A 20,770-nucleotide genomic window follows, 5' to 3' on the forward strand; every position below is an offset into this window, starting at 1 on the left:
TTATTTATAGCTACTTTTTTACATGTTTTATTATTATTATTTGCAAATTTAATCATTTTTATTGTAATCATTTTTATTGTTTATAAATGTTAAACTCGTATTGAAAATTTTTTTCAACGTTTTTTACTATTTCTATTAAATCAGATTCTTTAAGGGTGATTACATATTTTAGCTTAATAATTTTTAAGTCTTTTCTTGTATTACCAATTAATACAAATTTTATATTTTTCAAAAAAGGCGAATTCGACATCTTTTTTAAAACAATAATATTATCTCTTAAAGAGAATAATATTATTGTTTTAACTTGGGGAGTAATAAATGTTTTTACATAGGATATGTTTTGGTCGTTTATTAGGGTAATATTAATATTTTTTTCTTTACCCTTTTTTTCCAAGTATTCAAGGTCTTCGTTATTCAGAGATTTGTCTCTAAATAGTAATGCTTTTTGGAGATCTATTGATTTTCCATCAAGCAGGAAATCAATAGATTTTTTTAAAGAAAATTTTATTTTTGATAGATGAAAAATTTTATCTTTTAGCATTTCGTTATTTAGTATTTCGTTATTTGATTTATGGGTTAATAGTATTTTTTTTATTGTTTTAAGTTTGTCTTTTACAATTTCTAAATTTTTGTCATTTATAAATAGTATTTTATTTTTTATAAATGGAGTTTTTTGAATTTCAAAAAAATATTCGGTTGCATCTGAAAAAATTATTGCATAATTAAATTGATTTTCAACAACGGAAGATTCTTTGCACCCTTGTGTTAAGATTGCTAAGAGCACTATTATAACGAGTTTTTTTGGGAGAGATATACTATTTTTTAGCATACTTATTATTAATTGCTATAAATATTAAAGCTGATGCAAATATTATGAAGGCATAGAGGCTCATATTAGTTAGAATTAATGTTTTTAAGGTTGTAATAAATAATCCTAAAAATAAAATAGGAGAAAGAATAATTTTGTATGCTTTTGCTGAATATTTTTGGCCTTTTTCAATTTTCTTTTCAAAGATTATGGATGAAACTATTAGCTCTATTGCATTAAGTATTGGTAATTCAATATATTCATAGATTCCAAAAATTTTGCTATTTAGGATTGCTATTTCTAGGTTTTTAGAAAATATTAGTCCGAATGTGAAATATATAAGAATTGTTGAGTTTTTTTTAAATGAAGAATTTTCATTTAGGGTGAAAAAAAACATAAATATTAATAGTGGGAATATATAGTAGTATAAATGCTCTTTTATAAATATTGTAATTCCTAGACTTATTCTTGATGTGTAGTTTAAATCAAATGATCTGTATAAAATAAATTCTTGAGTTAAATAAAGAAAAGAAAAAATTGTTATTGCAAAAAATATTGCTAAAACATGGGCTTGAGTATTTTTTGCTTTACTTTCTTTTAACTGAGTATTCATATATATTTTTAATATTAGTGGTAGACTCGTTAATAAAAATAAACTCATTGTAAGTATAATTCTACTTTTAAACATTTTTTAAATCAATGTTTTTTAAATCAATCGATTGACCAAATCTTAGAATTTACTTTTTAGTGAATGTATATTAAAATTAATTATTAATTAATTAATTAATTAATTAAGGAGTACATATTTTTTAGATGATAAATAGAAATGCCAATAGAGATAGGGATAGATCCAGATCAAATGACAAGGAATTGAAAATTAATTATAGAATTAAGGCTCGTGAGGTAAGAGTTATTTTCGAAAATGGAACACAAGAGGTCTTGTCAATTGAAGATGCCATTAAAAAGGCAAAAGAAGCTGGGCTTGATTTGGTTGAAGTTTCTCCTAATGTATCTCCCCCGGTTTGCAAGATTATTGACTATGGGAAATATAAATTTCATCAAGAAAAGCGTCAAAAAGAACAAAAAAAGAATCAAAAAGTAATTAAGCTTAAAGAAGTCAGAATGCAGCCCAAGATAGATACTCATGACCTTGATTTTAAATCAAAAAACATTTTAAGTTTTCTCAAAGATGGTAATAAGGTTAAAGTTACAATAAGATTTAGAGGTCGTGAACTTGCTCATACATATTTAGGATATGGTATCTTAAATAGTATTCTTGAAAAAGTAGGTGATATGAATTATGTTTTGGAGTCTGCGGCTAAAATGGAAGGTAAGACAATGTTTTTGATTGTAGCGCCTAAGTTTAAAAAATAAATATTAAATTAAAGGGGATAAAATGGCAAACAAAATGAAAACGCGTAAAAGTGCAAAAAAAAGATATTCTTTTACTGTAAGTGGTAAAGTTAAATATAAAAAACAAAATTTAAGGCATATTTTGACAAAAAAATCTTCTAAACGTAAGAGAAATTTAAGGAAATTGGGCAATCTTTCTTGTTTTGAAGTTAAAAGAATTAAAACTTTATTACCTTATGGTTAAAATAATTTTAGGAGATAGATATGGCTAGGGCTAAAAACGGCACAGTTCACGTTGCAAGGCGTAAGCGAATTTTAAAAAAGACAAAAGGGTTTTGGGGGACAAAAAAGAGTAATTATAAAAAAGCTAAGGATACCCTGAGAAAGGGTATGATGTATGCTACAAGAGATAGAAAGGCTAGAAAAAGAGATTTTAGACGCTTGTGGATTTCAAGAATTTCTGCCGCTTTAAGTGGTACTGGGGTTAGTTATTCAAGATTTATTGAGGGTTTATTAAAGTCTAATATAAAAATTAATAGAAAAATTTTGTCTAATTTGGCGATTGAAGATGCTGAAGCTTTTAAAAAAATTGTTTTAGAAATAAGAAGATGAAAAATCAAAGCTCCTGGAGGGTTTAATTTTAAGAATTAGAGTTATTTTTTTGCGACATCTCATTAAATTTAGGAATTTGAGGATTTTTAGTCAATGATTAGTTAAAAGCAATTCAGAGGTTAAGAATAAAAATTCCGCCTTGAAAAATAGCGCTAAATAAAAGTATTCTTATGTTGGCTTTTTGGGAGTTTACTTTATTTTAAGGATTATTATTGTGCAGCTTATTTCTCTTAGTAATATTGAAAAGCAAGAAAGTTTTATTTATTACAGAAATGTATATTTTGCCGATGTTGTTTATAAGTATAACGACACCCTAGAGATCAAAAAAGTAAAGTTTGTAATTGAGGCTACACCCTTAGGAGAAAAGCATGTCACTATTGATTTTATAGATCTTTTGAATTATCCTGTTTTAAAGTTAATGGTTGCAATTAAAAGACGTGTAATTGATTTGGAGTTTAAAGGTAAGCTTCCTTGATTTTAGAATTTAAATCAGAAAAAAAAATGATAAATTTTTCTAAATCCTTTTTTTATCCTTTGCCAATTGGTAAAATATTTGTTTTAAGTGGTGATATGGGGTCTGGAAAAACTAGTTTTTTAAAGGGACTTGCCCTTAATCTTGGAATTTCTTATTTTACAAGTCCAACTTATAATATTGTTAATGTTTATGATTTTATAGATTTTAAGTTTTATCATATTGATTTATATAGGGTGTTTTCTTTGGAAGAATTTGAACTTATTGGAGGATTGGAAATACTTTTGGATCTTAACTCAATTATTGCTATCGAATGGCCACAAATTGCTTTAAGTGTTCTTCCAAAAGACAGATTATTTTTTTTAACTTTTAAAATAGTCGGTTCAGGTAGGGTTATAGAATTTGATGATTAATACGCTTGCATTTGAATTTTCATATAAAGCATTAATAGTTTATTGCAAAATTAACAATAAGGATTTTTCATTATTTGAACTTAAATCAAATTTTAATTTTAGTATTCCAAAAATTTTCAATGATTTTGTAACTAAAAATAACATTGATCTTAATCAAATTAAATTAATTATAAATTCCTATGGACCCGGTTCTTTTACTGGGCTTAGAATTAGTTTAAGCTTTGTCAAAGGTCTTGCTTTGGGTCTTTCTATTCCTTTTGTTAATATTTCTACATTAGATGTTTTTGCAAATTTAGCTAAAAACAGTTCCAGTGTAATTGTGTTAACTTTTACTGCTGGTAAATATTTTCTTGGGTATTATAAAAATTGTGAATTGATGGGGAAGATTTTGTGTTTTTCTAAGGAAGATTTGTTTGAGTATCTAAATCAGATTGATCCAGATTCAGTGCTTATTGGAAATAATCTAGAGAGTGTTTCTAGGGAATTCAATTGTAAATTTAAAATCATTGAAAATTTAAGTTCGTTTGGAAGAATTTTAACAGAACTTGGAATAGCTAAATACTTAAAAAATAGTAAAAGTGATGATATTTTATCAGGACCGCTTTATATAAGACAAAGTGATGCAGAGGTTAATTTTCATTCTTAAAATAATGATTAAATAGACTTTTAATTTTGCTTATGTTGTGTCCGCCTTTTAGTATTGATTTTTTATTTTCTTCGATAATAAATTCATAAATTTCAGATCTAAATATTTTAATGTTTTCAGGAGCCTTGATTGCTATTTTAACAGTATCTTTTTTTATTTCTAATATTAAAACTTCAATATTAGAGTTTATTTTAATACTTTCATTTACTTTTCTTGACAATACTAGCATTTTTATTCCTTGAAAACTTTATGGCGTAGTGAATATTTTTCATTTGTGCATATAGCTTGTTTTCCGAGTAATTTTTTTTTATTGATTATGATTGGTGCTTTTAGGTTAGCTGTAATGTCTTTATAATCATTAACATGCATATTGATTATGCATAGTATAATTTTTTCATTTTCTGTTTTTGCTTTAATGTCCAACCAATCTTTTTTCTTGATATTTGGTAAGTATTCACTTAAAAAATTAAAAGGAGATGTTACTAAAAAACTTACGTCTTTATTAATGGATTGCATAATAGAAAAAGGCTTATATTTAGAGTCCTTTATTATAAATTTTTTAATGTTTTCAAATCCAAGTATTCCTTCAGGAAAATCAAATTCTATGCTTTTTTCATTTATCATGTTACTTTATAAAATCTAATAATGTTGTTTGCATTATTTTAGCAGAGATTCCTAAAGATACTTGATAAGCTAAGCTTGCCATATTTAAATTAGTTATTGCTTTTGTTACATCAATATCGGTGTATTGGACCATATCTTCTTTCATGTCCGCAGTCTCTTTACTTATTCTTTCGTAGCTTCTGTCAAGTCTATTCTCTTTTGCTCCAAGATCCGCAATGGATATAAACAATCTTTTTAGGCTTCCATCAATTTCTGCTAGGCTTCTACTTCCAATAAGCTCTTCTTTATTATTGTAAAGTGTGTCTCTAAGATCAATAAGCGCATCGAAAATAGATCTACTTCTAACTTCTGTACTGCTAGAAAGGTTATAAGGAGGTAGTTTAGTATCATTGTTCTTAGTAAGTATTCCAAGCGTTTGTAAAACATTTGATTCTTTTGCTTCTGTTATCCAAATTTGGTGTGGAGTTGTAGTTTTAATAGATAATGAGTTTAAAACGGGATCAATGCTTGCTTCAACAGGTGCTGAGGATTCATTGATTTTTGCAACAATATCAAGAGCAGTATCTCCTATTGTTAATCCTATTTCAATATTATCAATATAAATTTTTGTATTTTCTTTTACGGCAAATCCATTAGTGTTTATTGATGAGATAATATTTTGGTTTTGCAAGAAAAATATTTTATTTCCAGGGTAATTATTTGACATATGTACTTCATTATATACTTCTGTTTTCTTTTCAGCTTGATTGCCGTTGTATTCTACTTTAATTATTTGCGGGCCTTCACCATCTTTGCTTATTTTGCTTATTTTGTTCTCTCTAGTTACTTTAAATGCTTCGCTATCAATTTTGGTCCCTGAGAATATACTGTATCCATCAGGTCCTTTAGCGTTTGCTATTGCAATGGCATCTTCGAGTAGGGCATTTACTTCTTTTGATATCATTTTTTTGTCATCTGCCTCGTAAGTTCCGCTTGCTCCTTGAATGGCAATTTCTTTAGCCCGTGTTAAAATATTTGCAAGAGATTGTAAGTATCCCTCTGCATATCTAAGGTTACTTTTAGAAGTGCCAATATTTTTTATGTATACGTTTAGCTTAAATATGTCGCTATCTAGTCTTATTGCGTGAGTAACGCCTGTTGGATCGTTTCTTAGTTTTACAATCCTTTTGCCGCCTTTGTATAAGTTTTCTAAAAGTCTTGTAATTTTAGATTCTTGTTCTGCTGCAGAGGTTTTTAAATTTTCATATGTTAATGGATGGCTTACTCTATTTATCATGCTTATACTCCCATTTTATTTATTACTGTGTCTATTAGTTCAGTAGAAACAGCAATAAATTTACTTGCTGCAATAAATGCTTGCTGAAATTCGATCATGTTTGCAAGTTCTTCATCTTTATTTACCCCAGAAATAGACATTCTTAGATCTGTTAAATCTTTTAATATTTGAGATTGGCTTTCTTTTGTAATTTCCGATATTTGTCCTTTTATTGCTATGTTTGATGCCGTATTTGCAAAGTAATCATTTAGTGTTAAATTTTTGCCAATCATAATCTGAGAATTTCCAAAAGAAGAGATTCTCAGCGCTGCTTGGTTATCCCCAATAGATATTTCATTTGTTGGATTTTTGATTCCCGCTGCTATTTTTGAAGGATCTGAGTCTATTGTGTCTGCAACTTTTATCCATGCTGCAGGATTTTTTAGAGGTGAGATTGAATAAGTAGATTTAGGTGTTAATTTGTCTGTTGTGTCAATATTCTTATAATCATAAGCTCCCTCAGGCCCAGATGCATTTAATATTCCTGTATATTTTGTTAGAAATAATCCAGAATCTTCTATATGTTTGATTCTAAATGTTATGTTCTCATTTTCTTGTTCTTTAACGGCTTTGATTTCAAGCTTGCCTTCTGAGTTAATTCTTGCTGTAACTTGTGCATTGGAATTGTTTATTCTATTTAGTACATCTCGAACTGTATCTGGAGCATTGTAAGGTATTTCTATAATCTCATTACCATTAGTAGCTTCAAATTTAAGAATTCCGTAAAATCCCAATTTCTCTTCTGGGAATACTTCGTTTGTGCTATTAATTTTGAAGATATGAACGGAATCAAATTGGCCATTTCCGTTAGTATCATACCTACCACGATCATCAGTTAATTTTAATTCTTGAGAAAAAAAGCTTCTTCCGCTTTTTTTGTCCATTCCATGCCCTGTTTCATGTATTTCATTAACAAGCTCTACAATGTTGGCAGCCAAATTATTCAGCTCATCAATTTCATTTTTAATCTCTTTATCTCTTATGTTAAGCAAAGATCCCAGTTTTCCCGTTTTAAGGTGAACTTTATCATTATTTGCCCATAAAATGTTCCATCTAGTTCTAGTAGGTCCGTTTGTAGCTTCTAGCTTGAATTCATTAGCAATTGAACCTTGTACAAGGTGCCTTCCTTCTGAGTGAATTAAAAATTCATTAGGATCTTGTTTGTTTTCAATTGATATACTCATTAAATTGCCTAATTTTTCAACCATTAAATCCCTTGCATCCATTAAATCATTTGGATTGTCTTTCATTGCTTGAGATTTTGCAATTTGTTTATTAAGATTTGCAATGTTTTTAATATAATTATTTGCCTCATCTGTTGTAATTTTTATTTCATCATTTGCCATTACGTAAATTCTTTCAAGAGAATGGAATCTACTTCTCATTACTTCGCAAAAAGATTTACCCCTTTCTAGAATTATCTTTCTTTCTGCTAAACCTTGTGGTTGATTTGCTAGATCTTGCCAACTTTCCCAAAAATCATTTAATCTTTTTCTTATTGATTGATCTTCAGGTTCATTATAAACATCTTCTAGCATTGATATAAACTTATCTTGCGAAGTCCAGTACCCTAGTAGGTGTGATTCTTCAACGATCCTTGTGTTAAGTAGCTCGTCTTTTACTCTGTCTATAGATTGAACTACAATTCCTTGACCCAATTGCCCTTGTTTTTTAGCTCTGTTTATTTGTGGAGCATAAAGCGGAATTTCGGTTTTCATTGTTACTCTTTGTCTTGAATATCCAGGCTTTGTAGCATTGGATAAATTATGCCCAACTGTATTCATTGCATCTTTATTTGCAAATAAGCTTCTTTTGCCAATTTCTATTCCTGAGAATGTTGAATCCACTCTAAACTCCTTTAAAGTTTTTTATTTATTAAAACGGAAGCTTCGTTTGAGCGTCCAATTTTTGGCCCGTAAGGGTTTTTGTAAGTTACATTTTCTACACTTTCTTGGATATCTTGAAATATTATTGCCAACATGTCAAGGGATGTGTTTACATAGTTTTGTATTATGCAGTTTAAATTTTTGATATTTAGTATTCCAATTTTCAATTTGTGTATATAGTCGTATATTTCTTTTTTATGAATTGTAGTTAATTTTTCTACAGCTTCGTAAGTTGATTTAAAGTTTTCATTTTTGGTAAATTTTTTCCAAATTTCGTCTCTTTTACTTTCAATTTTTTTAAAACTTTCAAGTGATATTTTTGTTTCGTTTACGATCTCTTTAAGTTCGATTTCATTTTTATTGTCGATATTTTCTTTTATTTTTAAGTATGACTTATATACTTCTTCTACCAAGAGAAGTTCTTTTTTCAAGACATCTCTTAGTTCAATTTCAAGTTTTGCTTTCATTTTTATAAAATTAATTATAAGCCATTATAAATATATTTACAAATCAACTTTGTTTTTTTATTATGTTATAATACATTAAGGTATGAGTAAGCTTTTTGAAAAAGATGATGACATTGTAGCTCTTGCAACTCCCCTTTTAAGTAGTGCTTTATGTGTGATACGTAGCAGTGGTGCTTTTTCTATTTCTAAATTTTCTAAAATCTTTTCAAATCATGCAGCTCTTAATTCAGCATCTGGGAATACGATTCATTATGGTTATATATTAGATAATGAGAACAATTGCAAGGTAGATGAAGTTATTGTATGTTTGTATCGAGCACCAAAGAGCTTTACGGGGCAAGATTCTATTGAAGTTATAGCTCATGGTTCTGTGATTGGAATTAAAAAGATTATAGATTTGTTTTTAAAAAGTGGGTTTAGGATGGCTGAGCCTGGTGAATTTACTTTACGCGCATTTCTTGCTAAAAAAATTGATCTTACAAGAGCAGAAGCAATTAATGAGATTGTTTTTGCCAAGACTAATAAAACTTATTCTCTTGCAGTTAATAAACTTTCTGGAGCTTTATTTGTTAAAATAGATGCAATAAAAAAATGTATTTTAAATTTTCTCTCGGCTGTTAGTGTTTATCTTGATTATGAGGTTGATGATTATGAGATTAACATTCCTTTTGACTTGATTTTAAATAGCAAGGCTGAGCTTAAAAAATTAATTAATTCTTATAGAGTTTATGAAAAAATTGATTGTGGTGTTACCTTGGTTTTAGCAGGTTCTGTTAATGCTGGCAAGTCTTCGTTATTTAATTTGTTTCTCAAAAAAGATAGATCAATTGTCTCTTCAGATCCTGGTACTACAAGAGATTATATTGAAGCAAGTTTTGAGCTTGATGGTATTTTATTTAATCTTTTTGATACAGCAGGTCTTAGAGATGCTGATAATTTTGTTGAGAGATTAGGAATTGAAAAAAGTAATTCTTTAATAAAGGAAGCATCTTTAGTAATTTATGTTATTGATGTTAGTTCAGATTTAACAAGAGATGATTTTTTATTTATTGATTCAAACAAATCTAATATTAAAGTATTATTTGTTTTAAATAAGATAGATTTAAAGATAAATAAATCTACTGAGGGATTTGTTCGTTCGAGTGTGTTAAATTCTTCAAATTTAATAATGATTAGTACTAAAAATTTAGAAGGAATAGATATTCTTTATGACAAAATAAAGGAATTAATTTCTTATGAGAGAGTAGAGCTTAGTGTTGATGATGTAATAATATCGTCAAGACGGCAGATGCAACTTTTAGAGAAAGCTTATGCTTTGATTTTAGATTTATTGAGTAAAATTGAGCGTCAAGTGAGTTATGATATGTTAGCATTTGATGCTTATGAAGTTGTCAACTGTTTGGGTGAAATAACAGGAGAAATTAGTAGTGAAGATGTTCTTGACAATATGTTTAAGAATTTTTGTTTGGGAAAATAAATATGGATTTTGACGCAATTGTTATTGGAGGAGGTCATGCGGGAATTGAAGCTGCGCTTGCTCTTTCAAGATTGAATTTTAAAACTTTAATGATTACTCAAAATTTAGATACAATCGGAAAGCTTTCTTGCAATCCCGCTATTGGTGGGCTTGCTAAGGGTAATATGGTTAGAGAAATCGATGCTCTTGGCGGAGAAATGGGTCGTATTATTGATTTTAGCATGATTCAGTTTAGAGTTTTAAACAAAAGTCGTGGTCCTGCAGTTCAAGCTCCACGCGCCCAAGCTGATAAATTAATGTACCAAACCAAGGCTAAAGAAACTTTAGAGCGTCAAGATAATCTTGATCTTTTCCAAGATACAGTTGTTGATTTTCTTCTTAATTCTATGAGAAATGAAATCGAAGGTGTTGTTACAGAGAGGGGTAATAAGTTTAAATCAAGAGTTGTTGTGCTTACAACAGGGACGTTTCTTCGAGGTAAAATATTTATTGGTGAGTATAGAGCTGATATGGGCAGGCTTGCTGAATTTTCTGCTTATGGGCTTGACAAAACCTTGCTTAGCCTTGGATTTGAAATGGGTAGGCTTAAAACAGGCACTCCAGCTAGAATTCATAAAAAAAGTGTGGATTTTTCAAAAACTGAGGTTCAATTTGGAGATTCAGACATCATACCTTTCTCTTTTTCAAATGGCAAGTTAGATAAATCTCAGCTCTCATGTTATGTAACTTATACTAATAAAAGAACTCACGAAATAATTAGTGAAAATATGCATTTATCACCTCTTTATTCTGGCGAGATTGTGGGTAATGGTCCAAGATATTGTCCTTCTATTGAGGATAAGATAGTAAAATTTAAAGATAAAGACAGACATCAAATTTTTATTGAGCCTGAAGGGTTTAATACGGAAGAAATGTATCTTAATGGCCTTAGTTCTTCTTTGCCTGAGAATATTCAACAAAAATTGATTAACAGCATTGAAGGTCTTGAGCATGCTATTATTACAAGGCCTGGTTATGCTGTTGAGTATGACTATATAAATCCAATTGAACTTTATCCAAATCTTGAGAGTAAAAGAGTTAAGGGTCTTTTTATAGCAGGTCAGACCAATGGCTCTTCAGGATATGAAGAAGCAGCAGCTCAAGGTTTAATGGCTGGAATTAATGCGGCTCTTAGACTTCAAAATAAAGAGCCAATGGTTTTAACAAGAACCAGTTCTTATATTGGAGTTCTTATTGATGATCTTGTTACTAAAGGTACTAAAGAGCCTTACAGAATGTTTACTTCTAGGGCTGAGCACAGACTTAATTTAAGGCACGATACTAGTGATAAGCGCTTGATTAAGATTGGATATGATCTTGGACTTGTTGATGAGGAGAGATATTCACAGTATCTTTTTAAGAAAAGGAGAGTTGAAGAGATAAAAGAGCTTTTAAAGCAAAGGCGTCTTAGCTTAAAAGATGTTGTTGATGAGCAATTTAAAAAACATGTTAGTAAAGATTTTTACCATATTTTAAAAGATCCTTCTATTAGTTTAGATAATTTGATAAAGATTGATCCAAGTTTAAGTGATTCAAAAGTAATTTTAGAGCAAGTTGAATTAGATATTAAATATGAAGGCTATATTAATAGACAAAAAGATTTGATTAAAAAACTTCATAATCTTGAGCTTGTTAAGCTTCCATTGGATTTTAATTACGAGATTATTGAGGGTCTCTCAAGAGAAGCTAGAGAAAAATTTTCTAAGGTTCAACCAGCTACTCTTGCTCAAGCAAGTCGAATTCCTGGAATAAGAAATACGGATATTACTGTTTTGTTTATATATTTTTCAAATCCTAAAAATAAGGTAGTTTTAAATTTTTCTTTATGATAAGTAATATTAAATTTGCCTTATCAGAACATAATTTTCAGTTTACTTATAAAGATCTTCAGAAAATAAATTTATATATAAAGAGAATTTTACTTTTAAATACCAGATTTAATTTAATTTCAAAGAGCAATAGTAACTTCAATTCTATTCTTAATCTACATGTTATAGATTCTCTTTTAGGATTGCCCACTATTAAAGCGATTAATCCTTCTGAAATTCTTGATATTGGAAGTGGTGCTGGATTTCCAGGTATTATTTTGGCTATTTTTGATACTTCTAGAAAGTATTATCTTTTAGAGAGAAGTAAAAAAAAGTCTACTTTTTTGAAAATGATAAAATTAGAACTTGATTTAGAAAATGTAAAAATTTTAGAATATGAGATTGAAAGAGAAAAAAAGAAGTATGAATTTATTACAATTCGAGCTTTTAGAAGCATGAATGAATATGCGTTAGTTTTAAAGAATCTTTTAAAGAATGGGGGCTTAATTATGGCATATAAAGGTAAATTTGATAAAATTAACCTTGAAGTCAATCAAATTAAAGACTTATTTAGTAAAATAGAAGTAAAGTCTTTAAATTCAAAATTAAGCTTAGACAGAAATTTGGTTTTGCTTTACAGATAAACAGATAATATTATTATCTGTTTAGGTTCAATTTATATTTTAGAGTGATTTTGACTAGGAGTATTATGAAAAGTAGTTTTCAAATAGATTCAGAAGTAGAAAATGCATTACATTTGATAAATAAATTTAGAAGAGAGGTTGCAAGTAGGGTTCTTGGTCAAAAAGAGATGATTGATGCTATTTTAATGGGGCTTTTAACAGAGGGGCATGTTTTGCTTGAAGGGGTTCCAGGTCTTGCCAAGACTCTTGCAATTCAAACTGTATCTGATGTTCTTGATCTTGAGTTTAAGCGTATACAGTTTACCCCAGATCTTTTGCCGTCCGATCTTACGGGTAATATGGTTTATAAAAGTGCTACAGGGACTTTTAAAGTTAGAAAAGGCCCAGTATTTTCAAATGTTATTTTAGCAGATGAAATTAATAGGGCTCCTGCAAAAGTTCAGTCTGCTCTTCTTGAGGCTATGGGAGAAAGACAAGTAACTCTTGGGGATGAAACCCATAGACTTCCAGATCCGTTTTTTGTTCTTGCTACTCAAAATCCAATAGAACAAGAAGGGACTTATAATTTGCCAGAATCTCAACTTGATAGATTTCTATTAAAAGTTAATGTTAATTATCCATCAGTGCAAGATGAAGTAAGGCTTTTGAAAATATTCTCAGTAGATGGGCGTCTTGAAAATATTAAAGTTGCAAAGGTTATGAATGCTTATTCGTTGGCTGACATTAAGAGAACGGTCGGCAGGGTAAAAGTTGATGACAAAATAATGCTTTATATTGTTACTTTAATTTCGGCATCTCGCGAGAGAGATAAAAAAACTTATCCGTTTGCTAAATATATTGAATTTGGCGCATCTCCCAGGGCTTCTCTTAGTTTGTTAAAGTGTGCTCGTGTTAATGCTCTTTATGAGGGGCGAATATTTGTTTTGCCAGAAGATGTCAAAGCTGTAGCTTACAGTGTGTTAAGGCACAGAATTACTCCATCTTATGAGGCAGAGGTAGAGGAAATGAGTATTGATGATATTATTAGAATGCTTCTTTCTGCTGTAGCTCTTCCTTAGGAAATAATTTTTAAATGATGCAAGATAACGAGTTAAATAGTAGTACTAAAACCAGGATAAAAGCTTTAAAGTTCTTTTCAAGGAAAATGCTTTCTGAGCTTAATTTTGGCGGCTATCGTTCAATTTTTAAAGGACTTGGTCTTGAGTTTCATGAATTTAGACCTTATGAGGATTCTGATGATGCTAGATTTATTGATTGGAATGTGAGCTCAAAAGCCGATAGTATTTTTTCAAAGGTTTTCAAAGAAGACAGAGGAATGAATCTTCATCTTCTAGTTGATAATTCTCTTTCTATGAGCTTAGGAGATAAAGTAAATAAAAAAGATGTTCAGGATTTGTTGGTTTCTATTTTTGCACATATGGCATTTTTTAATAATGATAAAATAGGTGTTACTTTTTTTTCAAGCGGAACAGACAAGTTTATACCTTCTAGCAAAGGCCATTCACACTTGGGATTGATTTTAAGTGAAACAATCAATAGAAATCTTAAGCCGGGTAGCAGCCTAGCTTATATTTTTAAAAATACAGCAGAATATTATAAAAAAAGATCTTTAGTTATAATTATTTCTGATTTTAAGGCGAATGCTTATTTTAAATCTTTAAATGTTTTGAGTAAGAGACATAATGTTGTTGCTATAAGAATTTCAGATTTTTTTGATGAAAATTTTCCTAAAATTGGAACTTTGATTTGTGAGGACATTGAAACTGGAGAAAATTTTTTAGTTTCAGGGTTTAGCAAGTTAACATTAAGTGGTTATAAAAACTATTGGACACTTGATAAAATAAAATGGAAAAAAGAGTGTATTAAAAAAAATATTAGTTTTATTGAAATTGATACTAAAGAAGATGTTTTTAAGAAACTTAAAATTCTTCTTAAAAAGGGATAATAGATTTTGAAGAGAATTATTTCAAATCTTTTTCTTTTTTTAACTTTATTTTTACATTCTTATGAAATAAAGAATGAAATATTTATGCCAACTCGTTATTATGTGGGTGATTCTGTTGATTTTAAAGTTTCATTAATTTTAAATGATGATGAAGAGTTTTTTCCTGTTGATTTTAAAGAGATTAAAGATGAATTTGTTGAAGTAAATTCAATTAGCTTTAATGATGTAACAAATGAAATAATAGTTAATTTTGTCTCTTTTTATATTGGAAGTAGTTCTCTTCCTTCTCTTTATATTGGGGATGTAATTAGCAATGGTAAGAAAAAAAAGGTTGTTTTAGAGAATATAAAAATCAATACAGATAAACTAGTATCTAATAATTCTGATTTTAAAATTAAAAATATAGAAGGCGTTTTATTTATTCCTGGAACAAGTGCTTATTTGTTTTTATTTATTTTTGCGTTGTTTTTGATTCCTTATTTGATTATTAAGCTTTTAAAGCTTTTAAATCGGCTTTTAATTTACTTGATAGTTAAGCATGGACTTAGAAAGCCTTATAAAGTATTGCAGAAACAGTTTGTTATTTTGTCTAAATATGTTAAAGAAGGTGGAGATCAGAGTACATTTTATAATTTAATAAATTCTTCTTTAAGAGTTTATTTGTCTAAAAAAACAGGTTTTGATTTTAATGCGATTACTACAACAGAAATTTCTGTAATTTTGCAAGATCTTAAGGTTCCTTACGAGATTCGTTCAACTTTTATTAATACTTTAAGGCTTTCTGATTTTAGTAAATTTAGTGGTGTTGATTTAGTATTTGATAGTTTGTCGTTTGTTTTAGATGATTTAAGAACTGCAGCATCGAATTTTGAAGAATTTAATAGAGGTTCTAATGCTAACATTTAATGAGCCCTTGTATTTGTTTTTATTAGTAATTTTTCCTTTAATAATTTATTTTAATCATTTTTTTAAAAATAGAGGGGGTAAGATAAAGTTTCCAATATCACTTTATGGTAATTTTAATTCTTTAAAGCTTAAGGATTATAAATTAAATTTGATGTATTTTTTTACTTATTCTTTTTTGTATTTAGCCGCAATGGCTATGGTGTTTGCTTTAGCAGGTCCTTCGGTTTCAAAAAAAAAGATGATACATCTTAGCGCTGGCGCTGACATTGTCATTGTTCTTGACATATCGCCTAGTATGGGAGCTGTTGAGTTTTCTTCTAAGAATAGACTTGAGTTTTCAAAAGAATTGATTAAACGTTTTGTTTCTCAACGCGAAAATGATAATATTGGCTTGGTAGCTTTTGCAAAAGATGCTTCAATAGTAGTGCCTATAACAACGGATAGGGATTTTTTTAATAAAAAGCTAGATGATATTTATATTATGGATCTTGGCAATGGATCTGCTTTAGGATTGGGTATTTCTATTGCGTTGTCTCATTTAAAGCATTCTGAAGCTTTCAAAAGATCGATAGTGGTTTTAACAGATGGGGTTGTCAATTCAGATGAGATCTATAAAGATCAAGTGATTAACCTTGCTCAAGGTTTAAATGTTAAGATTTATTCTATTGGTATTGGAAGTTCTGAAGAATTTAGTGTTGAGTTTAAATTAAGATCTGGAAAATTTTATCAAGGAAGTCTTAAAGAGGTTTATGATCCTAGTATGCTTGTTGAGATTTCAAATAAAACGGGAGGTCTTTTCTATTCGGTTAATGATGATTTTTCTTTTCAATTTGCAATTCAAGATTTTTCAAAAAAAGAAAGTTTAGAGAGAAAAATTAAAATAGCCGTGGACAATAAAGATATTTATAAAGAATTTTTAGTTTTAGCGTTTTGTTTATTGCTTATTTATTTTATTTTTTCAAAAATTTTCTTAAAAGAGATACTATGAGTATAAATAATTATAGTGCTTTATACTTTTTTTTAATTTTAATGTGGATTTTTTTTATATGTGTGCTTGATTTTAAACGAAATATTCCGTTTTTTAAAACCTTAAGCTTTATGTATAGAGACAATTCTTATATGCAAAATTACTACATTAAAAAAGTTCTCATGATAATGTTTTTTATTTTTAGCTTAATTTTTTTAATTTTATCTATCTTAGATATTTCTTGGGGACAAAGAGCTGTTGAGGATGAAAGGAGTAAATTGAGAATTTCTTTTATTTTTGATATTTCTCGTAGTATGTTAAGTATAGATGAAGGTAAAATTATTAATAGACTTGAGAGTGCTAAAAATATGATTAGTTTAATTTTAAGTAATTTTGAGAATGCAGAATATTCTCTTACTATTTTTAAAGGCAATTCTTTATTGGTTTTGCCTTTTTCTAAAGATAAGGCCAGTTTAAACAAGATGTTAAATTATATAGAGCCTGATTTAATAAGTTCTCCTGGAAGTTTTTTAGGAGATGCTGTTTTTAGTGTAATTTCTAATATGATGGATGATTCTTATTATAATTTTTTAGTTATTTTAACAGATGGTGATGATTGGGGAGAAAGTAATTATTATAGGTTTTCTAAATTTGTCAATAATTTAAAGTTGGAAAGTTTTATAGTTGGAATTGGGGGGAGTAATCCGGTTTTATTTGATCAAAACTCAATTATTAAAGATAAAAATGGGAATCCTGTTAAAACTGTAATAAATGAAGAAAATTTACTTCTTCTTACCTCTTCTCTTAAAGGATCATATTATAACTTATATTTAAAAGGGATTAACTTTGTTGTCGATGATATAAGAAATGGTATAATAAGAAAAACATCAAATGATATTATACTCGTTGATGTATCAAGGTATAAAATTTTTTTAGTTATTTCGTTGTTGTTTATTTTTATGTATTTATTTGTCAGGATGATAAAGTGGGACGAAACTTTTTAGCAGTTTTATATGCTTACTTTTTGTGTTTAGGTTTTTTGTCTTGTTCGAATGTTAAGTCTATGTCTTTAATGGCTATTGGGAATTACGAATATGTTAGAGGAAATTATCAAAATGCAATTTCAAATTATTATAATCTTGTAGAGGATAAAAAATATTCTGCTTGGGGATATTACAATCTTGGTATTGTATACTATTCTTTAGGCGAATATGAAAGTTCTCTTAGGATATTATCTTATGCAAAGAAGACTAATGATATTTTTTTAAATTTTAATGTCAATTATAACGAGGGGATAATATACTATAATCAAGGGCTTTATCATAAGGCTGAGATGGCTTTTAAGGAGGCTTTAAAAATTGATCCTAGTAGTTATAATGCTAAGTATAATCTTGAACTTACAATAATAAAAAAACGAACAGTGCGTGATAGTTTTAATTCTTTAAGTGTAGAAAAAAGTAAAAATTTCGTTGAAAGTAATGAAAATTTTTTAAGGTATATTGAAAATCTTGAGAGGGTTGTATGGTTGAGAAAAATAGACGAGAGCCTAGTTGTTTCAAAAGAAGATTGGTAATATTTTTTATTTATTTTTTTTCAATCTCAAGACTTTATTCACTTACGGGTATTGATTTTATTACTAATATTAAAGTTTTAAAGGGTGACAAATTTATTCAGATTGTAAAGCTTAACAATCCTTTACAAGATATTGATATAAGTTTGCTAAAAGTTGAAATAAATAAAGAAGTTAAATCCAATTCTAATGTTTTATCAATATCCAGGATAACTGATAATAATAACCTTTCTTTTGTTGAGATTAAAGTTGAATATCTTTTTGAGAGTCTAGGATTTATTAAGATTCCACCATTAAAAGTAATTTATAAAGGTGATTTTTATTTATCCTCAGAGGTTGAAGTTAGCGTGCTAAGATCTGATGAAATAAATTCTTTTGGTTTGCCAGTTGATTTATATTGGGATTTTGATAAAAAAGAGGTTTATGAATATCAAAGCATTGGGCTTGTTTTGCGTTCAAATTGGCTTTCAGATAGTAATTCTAATGAAATGTCTGGATTTTTGCCTGCTATTAAGGATGCAATGATTGAAAAGATGCCTATATTTGGAGATATTAAATATAGAACTTTCCATAATAAAGAAATTCTAGATGTACCTTTTTATAACTTTGTACTGACTCCTCTTAAGGGCTCAAAAAGCGTTTTGATTCCCAGTTTTCCTTTTAATATTGATTCTGGCCTTGTTAGGGAAACCCCCGAGCTTTTATTAAAAGTTAAACCGATTCCCAAAGAGGTTAAATCTTTAGCGGTGGGAACTTTTAGAATTGATTATGAGACTCCGACTTATTCAGCAATTGAGCAAGATATATTTACTATTTTAATAAAGATTACAGGTCAGGGGAATTTTCCACATTTTTACTTTCCAGAGATTGAGACTTATAATTCTAAAATTCTTAATAAAAAGAAAAATTATAATTTTAAGCCTACTAAAAGCGGGTATAAGGGCAGTATTTCTCAAATTTATACAGTTAAGCCTGGTACTAAAGGCAGTGTATTTTTGAATATTGGCGATTTTAATTATTTAAATCCCGATAATGGGACAGTTTATACTCTTAAAGGAAAAAAATTGAAGTACGAATACTCAGGGGAGTTTAATAGCGTAAACAAAATTCAAAATAATGTAGATTCTGATTTTAAGCTGTTATCTTATTCTGATATTTTGAATTACAAAAATAAAACTTTTTTATTTTTTGTTCCATACTATTATTTACTTTTGATTCCAGGATTTTTATTATCTTTAGCCATTTTAATTAACTATAAAAAATTTTTTGCAGCATCAAGTTTTGGATTGGCTATTTTAATATTGGCTGCTGGCATTAGTTTAAATGCTGTAGATGATGGTTTATTGTCAGAAAGAAATATAAATGATTTGATTGAAAACTATAATACTAAAAATTATGATGCTTCACTTATCAAGATTGATAATATTCTTAAAAAATATCCAAATTATTCAGGGCTTTGGTTAAATAGAGCTCTTGTTTTAAGTAAAATGGATAGAGATTTTGATGCTATTTATTCAGCTTATAAAGCATTTTTGGCTTCTCCAAATAATGATGCCCCCTATAAGGTTATTGATTTGATTGAAACTAAAAATGGAATTACGGATAATATTCGTAACAATAGTTTTATCTTTTCTAATATTTTTTTTATTATTAGCTTATTTTTAATAAATTTTTTAGTCGTATCTATTTCTTATAGATTTTGGGCAAAAAATTTAAAAAAAATAATTATATTTTTACTTTTTTCTGCGGTTTGTTTTACTATATTTGAAACATACTATTTTTATTCTGAGCAACAATCTGAGGTAGGAATAATTAAAGGTGATTTAGTTTCTCTTTATAAAGTTCCTGACAACTTTTCAAGAAGTTGGAGATTTTTAAAAGGAAATGCTAGTGTTTATATCCTTGACAGCAAAGACAATTTTGTTCTTATTGAAACAAGCTATGGACTTCAAGGCTGGATTCATAAAAATTTTATTGTGTCATTAAAAGATGATTTAATTTAAAAATAAATATTTACAATGATTTTAATCTTTTTAAAGGGTTTAATTTTATTTTTCCCTGTATACTATTCTACCTTTTGTAAGATCATAAGGGGAAAGTTCAACTTTTACTTTATCACCGGGAACTATTTTTATGAAATGTTTTCGCATCTTGCCAGATAGATGGGCAAGTACAATATGTTTGTTTTTAAGTTCTACTCTAAACATGGTATTTGGAAGGGATTCTTTTACAACTCCTTCTGTTTCAATAGCTTCTTCTTTAATATTCAAGACAACCTCCGTATTTTCTCTAATAGGATAAATTTTACATGATTAAACATATCATTTCAATTGTTCTTTTTAAGAATAAAAGCATTATTGTTTGTTTACATTATAAGAAATTGTGTATATAATTACACGAAGTTTTTTAAAAATGTAATTTATAGGGAGGTATCATGCAAAAAGCTAGTTCTGAGCATGAATTTATTGAAGAGATAAAGAAATTTCTTTCAGCAGAAAAAAGAGAGATATTAGATTCTATTAAGTCTGTAGAAAATAGCAAAAAGGAAATAATCAATAATGATATGTATCCAAAGGATGTTGTTGATATTGCTTTTGATAATATGGATGGAAATAATCTTGAAGCATTAGGCTTTGTTGAAAAGAGAAAGTTGAATTTAATAAATCAAGCTCTTTATAGAATTTCTCAAAATTCTTATGGTAAGTGCTTGGCTTGTGAAAAAGAAATTGCTAGGGAGAGACTTTTGGCAATTCCTTATGCTTTTTTATGTATTAGTTGTCAGACAAAAAAAGAAAAAAAGAGCAGAAGATGAGGCATT

The 20,770-nt window shown here is 28.4% G+C and carries 25 protein-coding genes; 17 read left to right on the plus strand and 8 right to left on the minus strand.

Features of this window, described 5'->3' with window-relative positions; translation table 11 throughout:
* Positions 1–73: 73 nt before the first annotated feature.
* Together DB318_RS03480 and DB318_RS03485 are read right to left on the minus strand one after the other, a co-directional pair.
* Entirely contained in the window at positions 74–814 is a 741-nt protein-coding gene (locus tag DB318_RS03480; protein ID WP_151060693.1) for a hypothetical protein, read from the minus strand.
* Position 815: 1 nt separating this feature from the next.
* Positions 816–1,469 carry a hypothetical protein gene (locus DB318_RS03485; protein WP_172964711.1) on the minus strand — a complete coding sequence of 218 codons (654 nt, stop codon included), beginning with the start codon at positions 1,467–1,469 and terminating at the stop codon, positions 816–818.
* Positions 1,470–1,621: 152 nt separating this feature from the next.
* On the opposite strand from DB318_RS03485, the gene infC reads away from it, so the two are divergent.
* The 6 genes from infC to tsaB all read left to right on the plus strand — a co-directional run bounded on the left by infC (position 1,622) and on the right by tsaB (position 4,304).
* The gene (infC, locus tag DB318_RS03490; protein WP_151060523.1) at positions 1,622–2,182 is read left to right on the plus strand and encodes a translation initiation factor IF-3; all 561 of its coding nucleotides are present in this window, start codon (positions 1,622–1,624) and stop codon (positions 2,180–2,182) included.
* Between the two features lie 22 nt (positions 2,183–2,204).
* Positions 2,205–2,405, plus strand: a complete 201-nt coding sequence (rpmI, locus tag DB318_RS03495) for a 50S ribosomal protein L35 (protein WP_151060524.1) — start codon at positions 2,205–2,207, stop codon at positions 2,403–2,405.
* Positions 2,406–2,425: 20 nt separating this feature from the next.
* On the plus strand, positions 2,426–2,773 hold the full coding sequence (gene rplT, locus DB318_RS03500) for a 50S ribosomal protein L20 (protein WP_151060525.1): 348 nt from the start codon (positions 2,426–2,428) through the stop codon (positions 2,771–2,773).
* A gap of 214 nt (positions 2,774–2,987) precedes the next feature.
* Positions 2,988–3,248: a hypothetical protein gene (locus DB318_RS03505; protein WP_151060526.1), complete on the plus strand. Its 261-nt coding sequence runs from the start codon at positions 2,988–2,990 to the stop codon at positions 3,246–3,248.
* On the plus strand, positions 3,245–3,658 hold the full coding sequence (tsaE, locus tag DB318_RS03510) for a tRNA (adenosine(37)-N6)-threonylcarbamoyltransferase complex ATPase subunit type 1 TsaE (RefSeq protein WP_151060527.1): 414 nt from the start codon (positions 3,245–3,247) through the stop codon (positions 3,656–3,658). Before DB318_RS03505 ends, tsaE begins: the two co-directional genes overlap by 4 nt.
* Entirely contained in the window at positions 3,651–4,304 is a 654-nt protein-coding gene (gene tsaB, locus DB318_RS03515) for a tRNA (adenosine(37)-N6)-threonylcarbamoyltransferase complex dimerization subunit type 1 TsaB (protein WP_151073733.1), read from the plus strand. Before tsaE ends, tsaB begins: the two co-directional genes overlap by 8 nt.
* Here the strand turns inward: tsaB and csrA are convergent.
* Genes csrA through DB318_RS03540 form a run of 5 tightly spaced genes read right to left on the minus strand, consistent with a single transcriptional unit; the run spans position 4,288 to position 8,596 of the window.
* Positions 4,288–4,533: a carbon storage regulator CsrA gene (csrA, locus tag DB318_RS03520; RefSeq protein WP_151060529.1), complete on the minus strand. Its 246-nt coding sequence runs from the start codon at positions 4,531–4,533 to the stop codon at positions 4,288–4,290. The genes tsaB and csrA overlap by 17 nt on opposite strands.
* 2 nt (positions 4,534–4,535) lie before the next feature.
* Positions 4,536–4,928 (minus strand): flagellar assembly protein FliW, encoded by a 393-nt coding sequence (gene fliW, locus DB318_RS03525; RefSeq protein WP_151073735.1) that lies wholly within the window; start codon positions 4,926–4,928, stop codon positions 4,536–4,538.
* 1 nt (position 4,929) lies between these two features.
* On the minus strand, positions 4,930–6,204 hold the full coding sequence (locus tag DB318_RS03530) for a flagellar hook-associated protein 3 (RefSeq protein ID WP_151060531.1): 1,275 nt from the start codon (positions 6,202–6,204) through the stop codon (positions 4,930–4,932).
* 2 nt (positions 6,205–6,206) lie between these two features.
* Positions 6,207–8,090 carry a flagellar hook-associated protein FlgK gene (gene flgK / locus DB318_RS03535; RefSeq protein ID WP_151074314.1) on the minus strand — a complete coding sequence of 628 codons (1,884 nt, stop codon included), beginning with the start codon at positions 8,088–8,090 and terminating at the stop codon, positions 6,207–6,209.
* 11 nt (positions 8,091–8,101) lie between these two features.
* Positions 8,102–8,596, minus strand: a complete 495-nt coding sequence (locus tag DB318_RS03540; RefSeq protein WP_151060533.1) for a flagellar protein FlbF — start codon at positions 8,594–8,596, stop codon at positions 8,102–8,104.
* An 82-nt stretch (positions 8,597–8,678) separates the two neighbouring features.
* Between DB318_RS03540 and mnmE the strand changes: the two genes are divergently transcribed.
* From mnmE to DB318_RS03590, 10 genes are all read left to right on the plus strand, one after another.
* Positions 8,679–10,073 carry a tRNA uridine-5-carboxymethylaminomethyl(34) synthesis GTPase MnmE gene (gene mnmE / locus DB318_RS03545; protein ID WP_151074315.1) on the plus strand — a complete coding sequence of 465 codons (1,395 nt, stop codon included), beginning with the start codon at positions 8,679–8,681 and terminating at the stop codon, positions 10,071–10,073.
* Positions 10,074–10,075: 2 nt separating this feature from the next.
* Entirely contained in the window at positions 10,076–11,941 is a 1,866-nt protein-coding gene (gene mnmG / locus DB318_RS03550) for a tRNA uridine-5-carboxymethylaminomethyl(34) synthesis enzyme MnmG (protein ID WP_151074316.1), read from the plus strand.
* Complete coding sequence (gene rsmG, locus DB318_RS03555) at positions 11,938–12,564, plus strand: 16S rRNA (guanine(527)-N(7))-methyltransferase RsmG (RefSeq protein ID WP_151060536.1); 627 nt, start codon at positions 11,938–11,940, stop codon at positions 12,562–12,564. Before mnmG ends, rsmG begins: the two co-directional genes overlap by 4 nt.
* A gap of 65 nt (positions 12,565–12,629) precedes the next feature.
* A complete protein-coding gene (locus DB318_RS03560) occupies positions 12,630–13,622 on the plus strand; it encodes an AAA family ATPase (RefSeq protein WP_151060537.1) in 993 nt (330 codons plus the stop codon).
* Between the two features lie 14 nt (positions 13,623–13,636).
* Positions 13,637–14,509 carry a DUF58 domain-containing protein gene (locus DB318_RS03565; protein WP_151060538.1) on the plus strand — a complete coding sequence of 291 codons (873 nt, stop codon included), beginning with the start codon at positions 13,637–13,639 and terminating at the stop codon, positions 14,507–14,509.
* A gap of 6 nt (positions 14,510–14,515) precedes the next feature.
* Entirely contained in the window at positions 14,516–15,415 is a 900-nt protein-coding gene (locus tag DB318_RS03570) for a hypothetical protein (RefSeq protein WP_151074317.1), read from the plus strand.
* A complete protein-coding gene (locus tag DB318_RS03575; RefSeq protein ID WP_151060540.1) occupies positions 15,402–16,403 on the plus strand; it encodes a vWA domain-containing protein in 1,002 nt (333 codons plus the stop codon). Before DB318_RS03570 ends, DB318_RS03575 begins: the two co-directional genes overlap by 14 nt.
* Entirely contained in the window at positions 16,400–17,386 is a 987-nt protein-coding gene (locus tag DB318_RS03580; protein ID WP_172964866.1) for a VWA domain-containing protein, read from the plus strand. Before DB318_RS03575 ends, DB318_RS03580 begins: the two co-directional genes overlap by 4 nt.
* On the plus strand, positions 17,368–17,955 hold the full coding sequence (locus DB318_RS03585) for a tetratricopeptide repeat protein (RefSeq protein ID WP_151073746.1): 588 nt from the start codon (positions 17,368–17,370) through the stop codon (positions 17,953–17,955). Before DB318_RS03580 ends, DB318_RS03585 begins: the two co-directional genes overlap by 19 nt.
* The gene (locus DB318_RS03590; RefSeq protein WP_151060694.1) at positions 17,949–19,955 is read left to right on the plus strand and encodes an SH3 domain-containing protein; all 2,007 of its coding nucleotides are present in this window, start codon (positions 17,949–17,951) and stop codon (positions 19,953–19,955) included. The genes DB318_RS03585 and DB318_RS03590 overlap by 7 nt, the downstream gene beginning before the upstream one ends.
* 45 nt (positions 19,956–20,000) lie before the next feature.
* Here DB318_RS03590 and infA read toward each other — a convergent pair whose 3' ends face one another.
* Positions 20,001–20,222 (minus strand): translation initiation factor IF-1, encoded by a 222-nt coding sequence (gene infA / locus DB318_RS03595; protein WP_006433515.1) that lies wholly within the window; start codon positions 20,220–20,222, stop codon positions 20,001–20,003.
* 164 nt (positions 20,223–20,386) lie between these two features.
* Here infA and DB318_RS03600 point away from each other — a divergent pair, with 164 nt between their 5' ends.
* On the plus strand, positions 20,387–20,764 hold the full coding sequence (locus DB318_RS03600) for a TraR/DksA family transcriptional regulator (protein ID WP_151073748.1): 378 nt from the start codon (positions 20,387–20,389) through the stop codon (positions 20,762–20,764).
* Positions 20,765–20,770: the final 6 nt, after the last annotated feature.

This window comes from [Borrelia] turdi, from assembly GCF_008828755.2.
Lineage (GTDB): Bacteria > Spirochaetota > Spirochaetia > Borreliales > Borreliaceae > Borreliella > Borreliella turdi.